Annotated in this window: 18 protein-coding genes; 10 read left to right on the top strand and 8 right to left on the bottom strand. The window is 59.7% G+C overall.

Going from position 1 to position 12,173, the window contains the following annotated elements:
- Window positions 1–32: 32 nt before the first annotated feature.
- Window positions 33–962 carry a UTP--glucose-1-phosphate uridylyltransferase gene (locus tag HMPREF2896_RS05495; RefSeq protein WP_070447224.1) on the bottom strand — a complete coding sequence of 310 codons (930 nt, stop codon included), beginning with the start codon at window positions 960–962 and terminating at the stop codon, window positions 33–35.
- 70 nt (window positions 963–1,032) lie between these two features.
- On the opposite strand from HMPREF2896_RS05495, the gene HMPREF2896_RS05490 reads away from it, so the two are divergent.
- The 3 genes from HMPREF2896_RS05490 (at window position 1,033) to mscL (ending at window position 3,142) form a co-directional block, all read left to right on the top strand.
- Complete coding sequence (locus HMPREF2896_RS05490) at window positions 1,033–1,599, top strand: 5-formyltetrahydrofolate cyclo-ligase (protein ID WP_070718327.1); 567 nt, start codon at window positions 1,033–1,035, stop codon at window positions 1,597–1,599.
- Between the two features lie 91 nt (window positions 1,600–1,690).
- Window positions 1,691–2,335: an SAF domain-containing protein gene (locus HMPREF2896_RS05485; RefSeq protein WP_070718324.1), complete on the top strand. Its 645-nt coding sequence runs from the start codon at window positions 1,691–1,693 to the stop codon at window positions 2,333–2,335.
- Between the two features lie 378 nt (window positions 2,336–2,713).
- A complete protein-coding gene (gene mscL, locus HMPREF2896_RS05480; protein WP_070447230.1) occupies window positions 2,714–3,142 on the top strand; it encodes a large conductance mechanosensitive channel protein MscL in 429 nt (142 codons plus the stop codon).
- A 91-nt stretch (window positions 3,143–3,233) separates the two neighbouring features.
- On the opposite strand, the gene HMPREF2896_RS05475 is transcribed toward mscL, so the two are convergent.
- The 7 genes from HMPREF2896_RS05475 to HMPREF2896_RS05445 all read right to left on the bottom strand — a co-directional run bounded on the left by HMPREF2896_RS05475 (window position 3,234) and on the right by HMPREF2896_RS05445 (window position 8,802).
- On the bottom strand, window positions 3,234–3,500 hold the full coding sequence (locus HMPREF2896_RS05475) for a hypothetical protein (protein WP_070447232.1): 267 nt from the start codon (window positions 3,498–3,500) through the stop codon (window positions 3,234–3,236).
- On the bottom strand, window positions 3,500–4,093 hold the full coding sequence (locus HMPREF2896_RS05470) for a MogA/MoaB family molybdenum cofactor biosynthesis protein (protein WP_010187605.1): 594 nt from the start codon (window positions 4,091–4,093) through the stop codon (window positions 3,500–3,502). Before HMPREF2896_RS05470 ends, HMPREF2896_RS05475 begins: the two co-directional genes overlap by 1 nt.
- Before the next feature lie 109 nt (window positions 4,094–4,202).
- Window positions 4,203–5,648 (bottom strand): S1C family serine protease, encoded by a 1,446-nt coding sequence (locus HMPREF2896_RS05465; protein WP_070731063.1) that lies wholly within the window; start codon window positions 5,646–5,648, stop codon window positions 4,203–4,205.
- Between the two features lie 132 nt (window positions 5,649–5,780).
- Window positions 5,781–7,391, bottom strand: a complete 1,611-nt coding sequence (locus tag HMPREF2896_RS05460) for a sensor histidine kinase (RefSeq protein ID WP_070447234.1) — start codon at window positions 7,389–7,391, stop codon at window positions 5,781–5,783.
- Window positions 7,388–8,086 (bottom strand): response regulator transcription factor, encoded by a 699-nt coding sequence (locus HMPREF2896_RS05455; protein ID WP_070718320.1) that lies wholly within the window; start codon window positions 8,084–8,086, stop codon window positions 7,388–7,390. The genes HMPREF2896_RS05460 and HMPREF2896_RS05455 overlap by 4 nt, the downstream gene beginning before the upstream one ends.
- 257 nt (window positions 8,087–8,343) lie before the next feature.
- Entirely contained in the window at window positions 8,344–8,517 is a 174-nt protein-coding gene (rpmF, locus tag HMPREF2896_RS05450) for a 50S ribosomal protein L32 (protein WP_010187615.1), read from the bottom strand.
- A gap of 15 nt (window positions 8,518–8,532) precedes the next feature.
- A complete protein-coding gene (locus HMPREF2896_RS05445) occupies window positions 8,533–8,802 on the bottom strand; it encodes a type B 50S ribosomal protein L31 (RefSeq protein ID WP_005530151.1) in 270 nt (89 codons plus the stop codon).
- Between HMPREF2896_RS05445 and HMPREF2896_RS05440 the strand changes: the two genes are divergently transcribed.
- From HMPREF2896_RS05440 to HMPREF2896_RS05410, 7 genes are all read left to right on the top strand, one after another.
- Window positions 8,803–9,042: a hypothetical protein gene (locus HMPREF2896_RS05440; protein ID WP_070718317.1), complete on the top strand. Its 240-nt coding sequence runs from the start codon at window positions 8,803–8,805 to the stop codon at window positions 9,040–9,042.
- Between the two features lie 299 nt (window positions 9,043–9,341).
- Entirely contained in the window at window positions 9,342–9,578 is a 237-nt protein-coding gene (gene rpmB, locus HMPREF2896_RS05435) for a 50S ribosomal protein L28 (protein ID WP_010187623.1), read from the top strand.
- A gap of 2 nt (window positions 9,579–9,580) precedes the next feature.
- On the top strand, window positions 9,581–9,745 hold the full coding sequence (rpmG, locus tag HMPREF2896_RS05430) for a 50S ribosomal protein L33 (protein ID WP_010187624.1): 165 nt from the start codon (window positions 9,581–9,583) through the stop codon (window positions 9,743–9,745).
- Between the two features lie 3 nt (window positions 9,746–9,748).
- Window positions 9,749–10,054 carry a 30S ribosomal protein S14 gene (gene rpsN, locus HMPREF2896_RS05425; RefSeq protein ID WP_010187625.1) on the top strand — a complete coding sequence of 102 codons (306 nt, stop codon included), beginning with the start codon at window positions 9,749–9,751 and terminating at the stop codon, window positions 10,052–10,054.
- A gap of 15 nt (window positions 10,055–10,069) precedes the next feature.
- A complete protein-coding gene (rpsR, locus tag HMPREF2896_RS05420; RefSeq protein ID WP_010187626.1) occupies window positions 10,070–10,324 on the top strand; it encodes a 30S ribosomal protein S18 in 255 nt (84 codons plus the stop codon).
- 240 nt (window positions 10,325–10,564) lie between these two features.
- Window positions 10,565–11,359 (top strand): hypothetical protein, encoded by a 795-nt coding sequence (locus HMPREF2896_RS05415; RefSeq protein ID WP_070447238.1) that lies wholly within the window; start codon window positions 10,565–10,567, stop codon window positions 11,357–11,359.
- Between the two features lie 88 nt (window positions 11,360–11,447).
- Window positions 11,448–12,164, top strand: coding sequence for a TetR/AcrR family transcriptional regulator (locus tag HMPREF2896_RS05410; RefSeq protein WP_070718314.1), 717 nt, complete (start codon window positions 11,448–11,450; stop codon window positions 12,162–12,164).
- The last annotated feature ends 9 nt before the right edge of the window (window positions 12,165–12,173 follow it).

Here is a 12,173-nt window from a genome sequence, read left to right as displayed (position 1 = left end):
AGTAGAGCTTAGCGCGCTGGACGTGTGAAGGCTTAGCCCTTCAACCCCTTTTCTTCTTCGTAGTCCTCCACAATCTTCTTGATTGCCTTGTAGAGCGCAGGACCGTACTTCTCATCACGCAGACCAAAGTCAACGTTGGCCGGGATGTAGCCGCCCGGGTTGCCCAAGTCGTGGCGCTTACCCTGGTGGACTACGACGTGAACGGGGTGCCCCTCCTTAATAAGGAGCTCGATGGCGTCAGTCAGCTGCAGCTCCCCACCCTTACCTGGCTCGATACGGCGAAGGGCATCAAAAATCTTCCTATCGAGCAGGTAGCGCCCAGTAGCCACGAGATTCGAGGGCGCATCAGCCGGGTCCGGTTTTTCCACCATGCCCACGACCTTCTTCACTCCCGGCGCGTTCGTGTCCTCGACGTCGAAGACGCCGTAGTTATAGGTCTCTTCGCGCGACACCTCGAAGGCGCACAGCACGCTGCCGCCCAGCGCCGCACGAACGCGGGCCATCTCCCCCATGACGGTGGCCGGCAGGACAATGTCATCCGGGAGCATGACGGCGAAGAATTCTTCGTCATCCTCCAGCACAGATTCCGCCAAGCCCACCGCATGGCCCAGGCCCAGCGGCTTTTCCTGTTCCACGGAAATCGGGTGGATCAACTGAGCAGCGCGCTTGACCTTGGCTACCTGCTCATCTTTGCCGCGGGCGTCGAGGGTCTCGACGAGATCGGGGAACTCCTCGAAGTGCCGCATCACTTCCTGTTTGTTCGGCGCGGTAATCACCGCAAGGCGCTGGGCGCCCACGGACGCGGCCTCTTCCGCGATGAGTTCAATGCCCGGCGTATCAACGACGGGGAGCAGCTCCTTCGGCACGGTCTTGGTGGCGGGCAAAAAGCGAGTGCCCATGCCAGCAGCGGGGACAACGACCGTAGTGATCCCGGTATGGGAATCCTCGTGTGCAATAGCCATAATTTCCACTTTACAATGCAGCCCCCGCGCCCCCGTGCTGCGCTACGCCATCCCGCTATGATTAAAGCCTATGACGACCTCCCACAAGGACGCCTTAAGATCCTCACTCCTTAACGCCCGGCGCGAGCGCAGCGCCGAGCAGCGCGCTGATGACAATGCCGCGTGGTGCACCGGCGTGGGTGAGTTGCTCACTCCCGCGATGCGAATTGCCGCCTACCACCCACTGGGCACAGAGCCCGGCGGGCCCAACTTCGTAGAGACTGTGGCAACACTCTGCAAGGAGGTCTACCTGCCCATTTCCGGCAAAAACGGTGAGCTTTTATGGACGCTGTATGGCGGGCCGGAGGCCATGCGCCCGGGGGCATTAGGGATTGCAGAGCCCGTCGGGCAGCGCCACAGTAGCGATATCTTGGCGCACCTCGACCTCATCTTGGCGCCCGCGATGGCGGTGAGCGAGTCAGGTATGCGCCTCGGAAAAGGCGCCGGCTACTACGACCGCGCGCTGACACCGCTGCCCACTGGGCACCCGCCCGTCGTCGCGCTAGTTCACTCCACCGAGGTCCGCGAGGTTCCTTTCGAGGAGCACGACCGGCCAGTCGATGGCATCCTCACCGAGCGCGGAATGCGCTGGCTGTAGCCAGCACCCTTGTCTCGCACGCTTCGTTGGCTTGTGCGCTTTCCATCGATTTTTCGGGAACCATACGGCGCCGCGTGCAGTCTAAAAAGGCATGGGTTTTCTTCACGTTCTGCGCACTCCGGGGCATCAACGTAGCGTTATCCTTCGCCGCATAGCAGCCACAGTCTTGCTCCTTGCCGCGGCGGCGAGTGCCCTCGCCTCTACCCGCGAGCAGCCCCGCGTCGTGGTCATGGCCCGGGACGTCGCCGCTGGCGAGACGCTGGCGCTAAGCGATGTCTCCGTGGCGCGCGTCCCCTCCTCCGCTCTGCCCGCCACGGCGTTGGGGAGCAACCCGGAAGATGCAGTAGGGCGTGTTCTGGTGGCAGCGGCTAGCGCCGGTGAAATCCTCACCAGCACCCGCCTTCTCAGCTCTGATCTCATCGCGGATTTCGGGATGGAGGACGGCCACCTCATCCCGCTTACCCTGGCTGAGCCAGAAATTTCCCGGAACCTCCATCACGGCGATACAGTCAATATCGTCAGCACGGTCGACGACAGCGACGACATTTCTGCTCCCACTCGTGGCTCGACAATTGCACGGGGCGCACGCGTCGTATCGGTGGGCACTGACGAAGAAGATGCGCGCACGCACACACTCCTCGTCGCCCTTCCTGCTGAGGCAGCCGAAGCCGTCGCGGCCGCTTCTCTTGCGCAGCCGCTCACGGTTGTCATTGTGGGCGACCGCGCCCACAGTTAAGCCATGTTGTGAAGATCATCGCATTTGCACTGGTAAACCTCCACAAGATGTTGCCACGACATGAAAACTCTGCCTACTATAGGCACATCCACTCGGGCGCTTTATGCTCTTGCAGTCTCGTGACTGCCGCGCGACCCCCGCGGCACCACCTGCAGGATGGCGCACAGAAGTGGCTTTCGCTATTCCAGTATTTCCACATGCTTCGTCTTCCGTTGGAGTCCCTGCGCATCTAGAGCCTCTCTTAGAGAGCATTATTGCTCTATGCCTGCTTTTCTCCGACTTCTCTGAACAGCGCGCCTGCACACAGTGCGGACTACACAAAGCAGACGCTTAAGACACAAGAAGCACCTACCCCCCGTAGATAGGACAACCACCACCATGCTCAAGGGCTTTAAAGATTTCATCCTGCGCGGCAACGTCATCGAGTTGGCCGTAGCAGTCATCATCGGTGCCGCCTTCACCGCGATCGTTACCTCCATCACCGATCACATCATCCAGCCGCTAATTAACTCCCTCGGCTCCCCAGACTTTGGTGGCTTGGGCTTCGCAATTACCGATAACCCGGAGACCTTCCTGGACTTCGGTGCAGTCATCACCGCCCTTATCAACTTCCTCATCGTTGCCGCTGTCATCTACTTCGTCATCGTTGCTCCGATCAACGCCGTCACCGAGCACGCAAAGCGCCGCCAGGGCGTTGACCCGGAGGAGCCGGCTCCGACCACCGAGCAGCTACTCGGCGAGATCCGCGACCTGCTCGCTGCTGAAAACGGTGGCACGACCACCAACAAGCCTGGCTCCAACATCTAAGCCAGAAGCCCCAAGCCTAAAAATCCCGCAGAACCGGCATTTCGCCGGAGTTCTGCGGGATTTTCTTTTGCCTTCACACGCTGCTCACGCACTACTGTGTGGTGCCAAAATGCGGCGGCATGTTCTCGCGGTAGAAGGCCTCCCCCGTGACCTCGTCCTCGTTGTCACCACCGGGGCCGCCTGCGTCCATATCAAAGCTCACGGTGCGCAGCTCATCGGCCCCTGCGGCGGAAGAAGAGCCAGCGGCCCCAGACATTGGCCCGTGAGGGACATCGAAGCTGCGGTCGTAATTCTTGGCGGTCGACGGACGTTTCACGCGACGGCGCGCCCGCGGGGTACGCGGTGTGGGCTCGGCCATTAGACGCTGGATTTCTGCAGCTGATCAACGAGGTGATGCACCAACGGCGTCAAAGTGGCCATGCCATCGCGCACCGCCGCGCGGGAAGAAGCGACGTTGACGATGACCGTTGACCCAGACACGCCCGAAATGCCGCGGGAGGTGCACGCATCCACCGCGCCACAAGCCTGGCCGGAAGAGCGCAACGCTTGCGCCACGCCCGGAACCATTTGGTCCAACACCGCGCGGGTTGCCTCCGGGGTCTTATCACGCGGGCCGACTCCCGTGCCGCCAATCGTGAGCACCAGGTCTACTCCCCCGACCACGCCGGTTTCGATAGCCTGCCGGATCTTGGACTTCTTCGAGCGGACGATCACTGCACCGTCAACGGTGAACTCGGCTTCAGCCAGCAATTCACCGGCCAAGCGCGATGTGTCCTGGGCCGCTTCATCCGGGTGATCGGTGACGATCACAACGAGCGCGCGGCGCGGCGCTTGAACGCTTTGCTCTTGTTCGCTGGCAATGAGGAAGGCGTCATCGGGTTCGGTAACATCATCGAGTTCGCGTGAGGCATCGCGCCCCAACAGCTCGGTTGCGTCGGTGTTGTCTGCCACGGAGGTTCTCCTTAAAGGTGGGACGGAATCTTCCGGAAGTAGTTTCTTGAAAAGGTGTCAGGGTGCGAGGTTCACGCGGTGCTGGCGCACCGCCCAAGTATTTGTAAACTTACTCGCTTGCCAGCGTTACCTCTACCTTTCTCGCATCTTCGCTGTCGCGACTCTTCACCTCGAGAGTGACGGTTGCACCAAACTCTTGGGAACGGGTTGCCGCGATCAGGGCATCAGAGCTTTCAATGAGGCGCTCATTAACGCGGGTGACCACGTCACCGGACTTCAGCCCTGCCTTATCAGCCGGGCTATCAGGTTCCACGTCGACGATTTCTGCGCCTTGGGTCTCGCTCTGCGCGCGAACCTTAACGCCCAAGGTGGGGTGCTTGACCCTGCCGTTATTGATGAGCTCATCGGCCATGCGCTTGGCAAAGTTCGAAGGAATTGCAAATCCCAAACCAATGGAACCGCCTTCGGAACTCGAGCCCCTCGACAGCGAGGCAATCATCGAGTTCATGCCAATGATGTTGCCCTCCATGTCCACCAAGGGGCCACCGGAGTTACCGGGGTTTACGGCTGCGTCGGTCTGAATAGCGTCGATCAGCGAGGACTCCCCGCCTTCCTGCGAGGCACGAACAGGGCGGTTCTTGGCTGACACAATTCCCGACGTTACCGTTGCGTTGAGCCCCAGCGGGGAACCAACTGCGACTACTTCTTGCCCCACTGCAGCAGCGTCCGAATCCCCAAACTGAAGGTAGGGCAGGTCATTGGCATCATCAATCTTGATGACGCCAACATCCGTCGTCGCATCCGACGCAACAAATGTAGCGCTATGACGCGAGCCGTCATTCATTGTCACCTCTAGGCGCCCTCCTTGGTCTGCACCGGCAACCACGTGATGGTTGGTCAGCACATAGCCATCCGGGGAAATGATGGATCCGGAGCCCTCAGCACCACCCGAGCGGGTTATGGAGTAAATGGAGACCACTGCCGGGAGAACCTTCGACGCTACTTCTTCCACAGAGCCATCAGCCGGCTCTTGGCCGGTGCTATTTGCCACTGGCTGACGTTCCAATACTTCGTTGACGGTCGAAGTGGAAGACTTGTCCTTGCCCGCCGCGCCGACCACCGCACCGGTGACACCGCCAGCAGCGACGGCTGCGACGAGCATCATTGCCAGCGCAGTGCCCAGACCTACTTTGCGCTTATTCTTCTGATCGCGGCCCGGCTGCACGCCGTGCACGCCCGCACCTTGTTGTCCTGCATAAGGCTGCGTCGGATTCTGCAACTGCTGGCTGCTCTGATTGGGTTGGCCGAAGCCGTAGCCCGCTCCGCCATAAGGCGCTTGCGCGCCGTAGGGAACCTGGGAGGGCTGAGCACCAAACAAAGGTCGGTTCCCCTGCCCCTGCTGGCCCCCATAAGGGGCCTGCCCGCCAGACTCCCACGAGTTGGTGCGCGGTTGATTCCAACCATTCGATTCGCTTCCCGCCGAAGATGCCTCGCCGCGCTGTTGCGCCTGCCCCCGTCCATCAGAGTTCAGCGGGTTATCCATGGGACTATCCATGTTCGAATTCCTCATATTCATATCAGGTAGTGTGCTCTTTCAAGCTGGTGCGCATCTGTCTCTGCTCTGCCAGTGTGCTAGGAAAGCCTGGACGTTTCCTGTGTGCTCTGAACTGGGGCGATCCACGGCACGTCAACCTTGATTGAACCACCGCTCGGCAAAGATTCGGCCGCGGTCATTGTGGTTCTCCGAGTATTCTCCGGAAGTCTCCTGCGCCTGTCCCGTCGCTTGTTGTGCAGCGGTCGAATCTAACTGAAACTCGTTCGGCTGCTCTTCCAGGCCGTCCACCATGGCATCGCCCTCGGTAGGATGTCCTGGCAGGATGACTTCCATGCGCGTTCCTCCATCTGCAGATTCCTTGATGGTGATGGCTCCGTTGTGCCGCTCAATCACGGATTTCACGATGGCCAACCCCAACCCAGATCCCGGCATCGCTCGGGCTTCCGCGGAACGGTAGAAACGCTCAAAGACCTTGTCGCGTTCCTCTGGGGCAATACCGGGGCCCGAGTCATCCACGCGCAGGCGCACCTTATCCTGGGCTACTTGCTGCATCGATACGCGGACGGTGCCCGTAGCCGGAGACCACTTCGCGGCATTGTCCATGAGATTGAGCGTGGCTCGGCCCAAAGCAAAGGGATCCCCGTCTAGGACCCAGGGGATAAACCGCACACGGAAGTCGACGTCTGGGCGGCGGCGCTTAGCTCGGTTGAGGGAATGCTCCAAAACTTCATGCAGCTCCACCGGCTCGGGTTCCTTTTCGGTGGCATCCTCACGCGCCAAATCCACGAGGTCACCAATCAAAGTCGACAGCTCGGACATCTGCGCCATCACGTCCTCTTCCAAATCGCGCCGGTCTTCCTCACTGATACCGAAACCGCCACCGGATTTATTCAGCATCATGAGGAGCTCAATGTTGGTCCGCATGGACGTCAGCGGCGTTTTGAGCTCATGGCCGGCATCGGCCACGAATTGCGATTGTTGCACGCGCGCGTGTTGGAGTGCGGACAGCATTCGGTTGAAGGACACCGTCAGCTGCGACATCTCATCGTTGCTCTCGACCGCAATCGGGCGCAGATCATTGGTTTGCGTCACATAATCGACTGCACGTTTCAGCCGAGCAATGGGCTCCATGCCTGTCTTGGACACCACCATGCCCGCAAAGACGGACAGCAAAACGCCAAAGGCCACGATGATAAGCAAAGCCGAGCCTACTGCGGAGACGAGGTCTTCGGTAGACCCCAAGTCCTTAGCTAGGACTACCGTCGCACCGCCTTCTTGGTACTTGGCCAGTACCCGCTCACCGCCCAAGGTACGGATGGAGCTTTCCACACTGTCCCCATCCGACTTAAAATCACCACCCACGGGCAATGCATCACCGTAGGAAAACGCAACCGCAGGCGGAGAGATAGAGACCCGAGTCGAGGGGTTATAGAGCTTAAATGTCGCGATTTCTTGATCGATATTCTCTACAAAGGCTGGGTCCTGAGCTTGCCGCATCAGCACATCCGCTTGTTGCATGATCTGCTTATCGACGCTCGCCGTCATCGACGCTGCAACCAACCAGTAGGTTAAAAAAGTCATTACGGCTACCGCAACGGCGACAACGACACCGGTAACAAGAGAAAGGCGCCACCGAAGCGGCGCCCGCGAAGCCCAGCCACGACGGCCTGAGAGACCCAACCACGCAGTGGTATCTAGGGCTTCAGAAGGCACCGCGTCGGGCGCGGGCCTCCGCAGAATCACGCGATAGCCTCCCTCATGACGTAGCCAACGCCACGCACGGTGTGAATAAGACGCGGCTCGCCACTTTCTTCAGTCTTCTTTCGGAGGTAACCGATGTAGACCTCAAGAGCGTTTCCGGAGGTCGGGAAATCATAGCCCCATACCTCTTCCAAGATGGTATTGCGGCAGAGTACCTTGCGGGGGTTCTCCATGAGCAGGCGCAGCAGGGCAAACTCAGTGCGGGTCAAAGAAATCTGACGCTCGCCCCGAGTCACCTCACGCGTATCGGCATCGAGCTTGAGGTCCTCAAAGCTCAACTGAGTTTCAACTGGCTGCTTCTTAGCAATCGACTCCGCAGCGGCACGGCGGACCAAGGAACGCACGCGAGCTAGCAACTCCTCCAGCGCGAAGGGCTTGGGAAGATAGTCATCAGCGCCCGCGTCAAGACCCGCAACGCGGTCCGACACTCCGTCGCGAGCCGTCAATACCAGAATGGGGCGGTCCCAACCTTCGCTGCGCAGGGTGCGGCAGACCTCCAGACCATCCATGTTCGGCATCATCACATCGAGGATGAGAAGCTCTGGGTGCTCACTGTGCACCATCTCGACAGCCTGTACGCCATCAGCGGCCAATATGACCTCGTAGCCATTAAACTTCAGAGAGCGGCGGAGCGATTCGCGTACAGCCTGCTCGTCATCGACGACAAGAATTTTCATAATCTCAATTATGTCCTATCGGGGCCCTATTCACGAAGTAGACCCCAGCCTGTCGCCCTCTAAAAGCCACCCCTTAAGCACCGCAATAGTTTATACGTGTGCTAAACAATTGTTCCAAGCTGCATAAACAGTGGACACGACAACAAAAACAAAAATTTTCAGGCATAACAAAAATCCCCGCAAATCCACTTTTCTTTGTGGATTCGCGGGGTAACAGTCATGGCCCTAAGACCTCAACGCTGAAAGCGCCTCAGACCTTAGAACTGCTCGACGTCTACCAGGCCGAGCTTGGCAGCCTTGACCAGGCGGCGCGGAATGCGCACGGTCTGGCCGTCGATGGTGACTTCCTGGAGGGCGACATTGTCAGCCTTCCACTGGGAACGGCGAGAGTGGGTGTTCGCGCGGGACTTCTTAAACTTAGGAGTTGCCATCTTCTTCTATCCTCCTTACGCGTTCTTCTTCTTGCGGCGAGCCATTGCACCGAAGCGCTGGTTGAACTTCTCAACACGGCCAGCGGTATCCATAACGCGCTGCGCACCAGTCCAGAACGGGTGGGACTCAGCGGTCACGTCAACGACGATGAGCGGGTACTCGTTGCCGTCTTCCCACTCAACGGTGCGATCGGAGGTAGCGGTGGACTTGGTCAGGAAGGAGTGGCCGGTACCGGCGTCCTTAAAGACCACCGGGTGGTAATCCGGGTGGATATCTTTCTTCATATGTCGATTCCCTCAGGGTTGAACTACGGGTCGGTTCCTTCCGCGACGCTTCCCTTTTTCATAGCATCACGCATCGCCGCGATGACGGCGCTCGATGGCTTGTGGGAGCGTGAAAGGATCGTGCCCGAGTTGGGTCTCTATACTTACAAAATTGTGCGGCTCGCGCCGACAACTCGAAATATCCTACAGGCCAGCGGCATTAAAATCGAAATCGCCGCAGGACGCAGCCCGCAGAGTTAGGCACGGAAACCCGCCTCCAACGCCCCCGCCTGCAGCTTCACCACGGGAGAGCCGTGGGCGAGACACAAATAATAAGCGCCAAAGCCCGACGATAATTCAACGGTGATTAGGTTCTACAGTCCGTGGCATGTAAGATTTCCCCTTGCTGTTGTCAAAGTAATCGTTTTACGCCCTCATCAACTGGTGTTCAACGGATATATGCCTCCTGCTCAACCTCACTTTTCGAGCGCCGCGCCTCACCGCGGAATAGGCACTCCGTTAGTCGCTTTCGATGTGGGCGGCTAGGAGAAAGAAGACCCATGTCGGCTATTTGCCAGGTAACGGGCCGCAAGCCGGAATTCGGCAAGCAGGTCTCGCACTCGCACCGCCGCACCTCGCGCCGTTGGAACCCCAACGTGCAGCGTCGTCGGTACTACCTGCCCTCTGAGGGCCGTACCATCACCCTGACCGTTTCCACCAAGGGCATGAAGATCATCGACCGCGATGGCATCGAGTCCGTCGTGGCTAAGATTCGCGCACGTGGGGAGAAGATCTAAAGATGGCACGTAATGACATCCGTCCAATCATCAAACTGAAGTCCACTGCGGGCACCGGCTACACCTACGTGACCCGTAAGAACAAGCGCAACAACCCGGATCGCATCACCTTGAAGAAGTTCGATCCGATCGTCCGCAAGCACGTCGAATTCCGCGAGGAGCGATAATTTATGGCTAAGAAGTCAAAGATCGCCAAGAACGAGCAGCGCAAGGAAATCGTCGCCCGCTACGCGGAGCGTCGCGCTGAGCTCAAGGCAATCATCAAGAACCCGAACACCCCGGACGAAGAGCGCCTCGAGGCGCAGTTCGAGCTGAACCGTCAGCCGCGCGACGCCGCCCGCGTCCGCGTCCGTAACCGCGACTCCGCTGATGGACGTCCGCGCGGTTACCTCCGCAAGTTCGGTCTGTCCCGTGTCCGTATGCGCGGCATGGCTCACCGTGGTGAGCTGCCGGGCGTTCGCAAGTCCAGCTGGTAAAGGGGTACCCATACAATGGCTGTCAAGCGTAATAATCACAAGAAGTTCCGTATGGAGCAGACCCGCCGCCCGAAGAAGAACCCGCTCAAGGCCGAAGGCATTGAGAAGGTTGACTACAAGGAGATCAAGACCCTGCGTCTGTTCATCTCCGACCGCGGCAAGATCCGCTCCCGTCGCGTCACCGGTCTGACCCCGCAGCAGCAGCGTCAGGTTGCTACTGCCGTCAAGAACGCACGCGAAATGGCTCTCCTGCCGTTCACGTCCCGCTAAACACTAGCTGGTTTCAACAGCGCACTTTTGCCGCTGTACTCGTGACACACTAGGACAGGACAAAAGAGCTTTTAGCCGCCGCCTACCTTCCCTACTGAAAGGGGAAAGTAGGCGGCGGCTTTTATTTTCCAACCAGCAACCTTGTGCGCCCGTATCCACCCTGTCATGTTCAGCGCGCGCGTGCAGAGTGATAGATTGAAGGGCTAGAACGCCCCTGATGGAAAGGGAAACAAGGACCTTATGCCACTGCACGAATCCCTCACCGATCTCAGTGAACTCGCCACCCATTGCCACTCCCCTGCCCATGCCCGTGGCCTGCTAGAGGAGGCACAGGACCTGCTGCGCAACGCCACAGCCCACCGCGGAGATGGAGTTGAGCTCGCTGCCTGGTTTTCTCGCGTGGTGACCGATATTGTCCGCTCTCCCGGTCTGGCGAGCCCTGTGCGGCTCACCGGCGCCGCTGCCCGCGGCGACCTTCTCCCCTCGCTCCCCATCACGTGGCTGGGGACGGACGAACAGCTGGAGCAGATTATCACTGAAGCCGGTCTATCCTGTGGTGCGGTGCAAGACCTAGCATCGACGCGTGCGGACGCCGGCCTTCCCCTAGGCGCGGGCGGCGAGGAGGAACTCTACGCCGAGGCAGTGTCTCAGCGACCGGCACCACTGAAGCTCGTCGACGGTCTCCCCGACCGCTCTGCCGACGTGTCCATTCGTCTCTCCTTGCTCGCACCGGTGTCTGCCATCGCCCGTTGGGCAGCTCCCGCGCCCCGCCCCACCCCAGACCGCCTCGCCATTGGCGTCGAGCGTGAGCTTCTTACCTCCGCCGAAGCGGAGGGGCTGAGCCTAGCTTGGGGCACGGGCATCGCCCTCGAGTTGGGTCGGTGGTACGAGGGCGTCGATCAGCACAGCGTTATGCTGGCAGATTTGCCGCCTTTGGACCGCACCGCCTACGGTTCGGCGTGCCGCACTGTCTCTGCTGCTATCGAATCCATCGTGGCTAGGCACGGTAGTGTGGTTAGCTGTAGTGAAAGCTAAGCGTTAACGATCGCCGTTCACGGCGGGGTGTAGGATTACTGACTTGCCGTCAGTTATTACATGAATTTTATCGAAGGGAGTCCGCCTCATGGCAGGGAGCGTTGGCAGGCCACGGAAGAACAGTCCGCGCCGCCGGGGAAACACCGCGCGCGAGGAGATCCTGGATGCTTCATCCGAGCTCTTCACCACCCAGGGCTTTGCGACAACCTCCACGCACCAGATTGCCGATGCCGTCGGTATCCGTCAGGCCTCGCTGTACTACCATTTTCCTTCGAAGACGGATATCTTCCTCACTCTGCTCAATTCCACCATTGAGCCTTCGCTGGAACTCGCGGATGAGCTCGCGGCCTCAGACGCTGCACCGGCACAGCGCTTGTGGTCCCTTGTGGCCGCAGAGTCGCGCCTGCTATTGACCTCAGCGTGGAATGTAGGCCGTCTGTATCAACTGCCGGTGGCCAACTCCCCCGAATTCGGCGAGTATCACGAACAGCGTGACCGCTTGAAAGAGCACTTCCGCACTGCCGCAGCGGGGATTGTGGGCGAGGATGATCCGCGCCTCGAGCTGCCCTTCCACATCGCGCTCTCCGTCATCGAGATGCGCCCCAACGATGGCAACGCGCCATTTGATGCTTCGCAGCGCGTGCCGGAGCAGTCTGCCATGCTTGCCGACGCCGCCCTCGCAGTCCTCGGCGCCACCCCGCCTAAGGACGCCGAAGCGAGCACCTTAGATCTGCTCAAGAACCGCAACGACTCTATTTCCTCCGCTGCCGCTGCCGCGGCCGACCGGAAGAAGACGACTCGCTAGCGGCCGTAG

The sequence above is a fragment of the Corynebacterium sp. HMSC069E04 genome, assembly GCF_001813175.1.
GTDB lineage: Bacteria > Actinomycetota > Actinomycetes > Mycobacteriales > Mycobacteriaceae > Corynebacterium > Corynebacterium aurimucosum.
Note: the sequence above shows the minus strand (reverse complement) of the source record. Positions and strands in the feature narration are given on the sequence as shown.

What these genes read in the sequence shown, in the direction of transcription:
- HMPREF2896_RS05495 (WP_070447224.1), bottom strand. Translation starts at nt 962, where the DNA reads ATGGCTATTGCACACGAGGATTCCCATACCGGGATCACTACGGTCGTT.
- HMPREF2896_RS05440 (WP_070718317.1), top strand. Translation starts at nt 8,803, where the DNA reads ATGTCGATTCCCTCAGGGTTGAACTACGGGTCGGTTCCTTCCGCGACG.
- HMPREF2896_RS05455 (WP_070718320.1), bottom strand. Translation starts at nt 8,086, where the DNA reads ATGAAAATTCTTGTCGTCGATGACGAGCAGGCTGTACGCGAATCGCTC.
- HMPREF2896_RS05415 (WP_070447238.1), top strand. Translation starts at nt 10,565, where the DNA reads ATGCCACTGCACGAATCCCTCACCGATCTCAGTGAACTCGCCACCCAT.
- HMPREF2896_RS05475 (WP_070447232.1), bottom strand. Translation starts at nt 3,500, where the DNA reads ATGGCCGAGCCCACACCGCGTACCCCGCGGGCGCGCCGTCGCGTGAAA.
- rpmB (WP_010187623.1), top strand. Translation starts at nt 9,342, where the DNA reads ATGTCGGCTATTTGCCAGGTAACGGGCCGCAAGCCGGAATTCGGCAAG.
- HMPREF2896_RS05445 (WP_005530151.1), bottom strand. Translation starts at nt 8,802, where the DNA reads ATGAAGAAAGATATCCACCCGGATTACCACCCGGTGGTCTTTAAGGAC.
- HMPREF2896_RS05465 (WP_070731063.1), bottom strand. Translation starts at nt 5,648, where the DNA reads ATGGATAGTCCCATGGATAACCCGCTGAACTCTGATGGACGGGGGCAG.
- HMPREF2896_RS05410 (WP_070718314.1), top strand. Translation starts at nt 11,448, where the DNA reads ATGGCAGGGAGCGTTGGCAGGCCACGGAAGAACAGTCCGCGCCGCCGG.
- mscL (WP_070447230.1), top strand. Translation starts at nt 2,714, where the DNA reads ATGCTCAAGGGCTTTAAAGATTTCATCCTGCGCGGCAACGTCATCGAG.
- HMPREF2896_RS05485 (WP_070718324.1), top strand. Translation starts at nt 1,691, where the DNA reads ATGGGTTTTCTTCACGTTCTGCGCACTCCGGGGCATCAACGTAGCGTT.
- rpmF (WP_010187615.1), bottom strand. Translation starts at nt 8,517, where the DNA reads ATGGCAACTCCTAAGTTTAAGAAGTCCCGCGCGAACACCCACTCTCGC.
- rpsN (WP_010187625.1), top strand. Translation starts at nt 9,749, where the DNA reads ATGGCTAAGAAGTCAAAGATCGCCAAGAACGAGCAGCGCAAGGAAATC.
- rpsR (WP_010187626.1), top strand. Translation starts at nt 10,070, where the DNA reads ATGGCTGTCAAGCGTAATAATCACAAGAAGTTCCGTATGGAGCAGACC.
- rpmG (WP_010187624.1), top strand. Translation starts at nt 9,581, where the DNA reads ATGGCACGTAATGACATCCGTCCAATCATCAAACTGAAGTCCACTGCG.
- HMPREF2896_RS05490 (WP_070718327.1), top strand. Translation starts at nt 1,033, where the DNA reads ATGACGACCTCCCACAAGGACGCCTTAAGATCCTCACTCCTTAACGCC.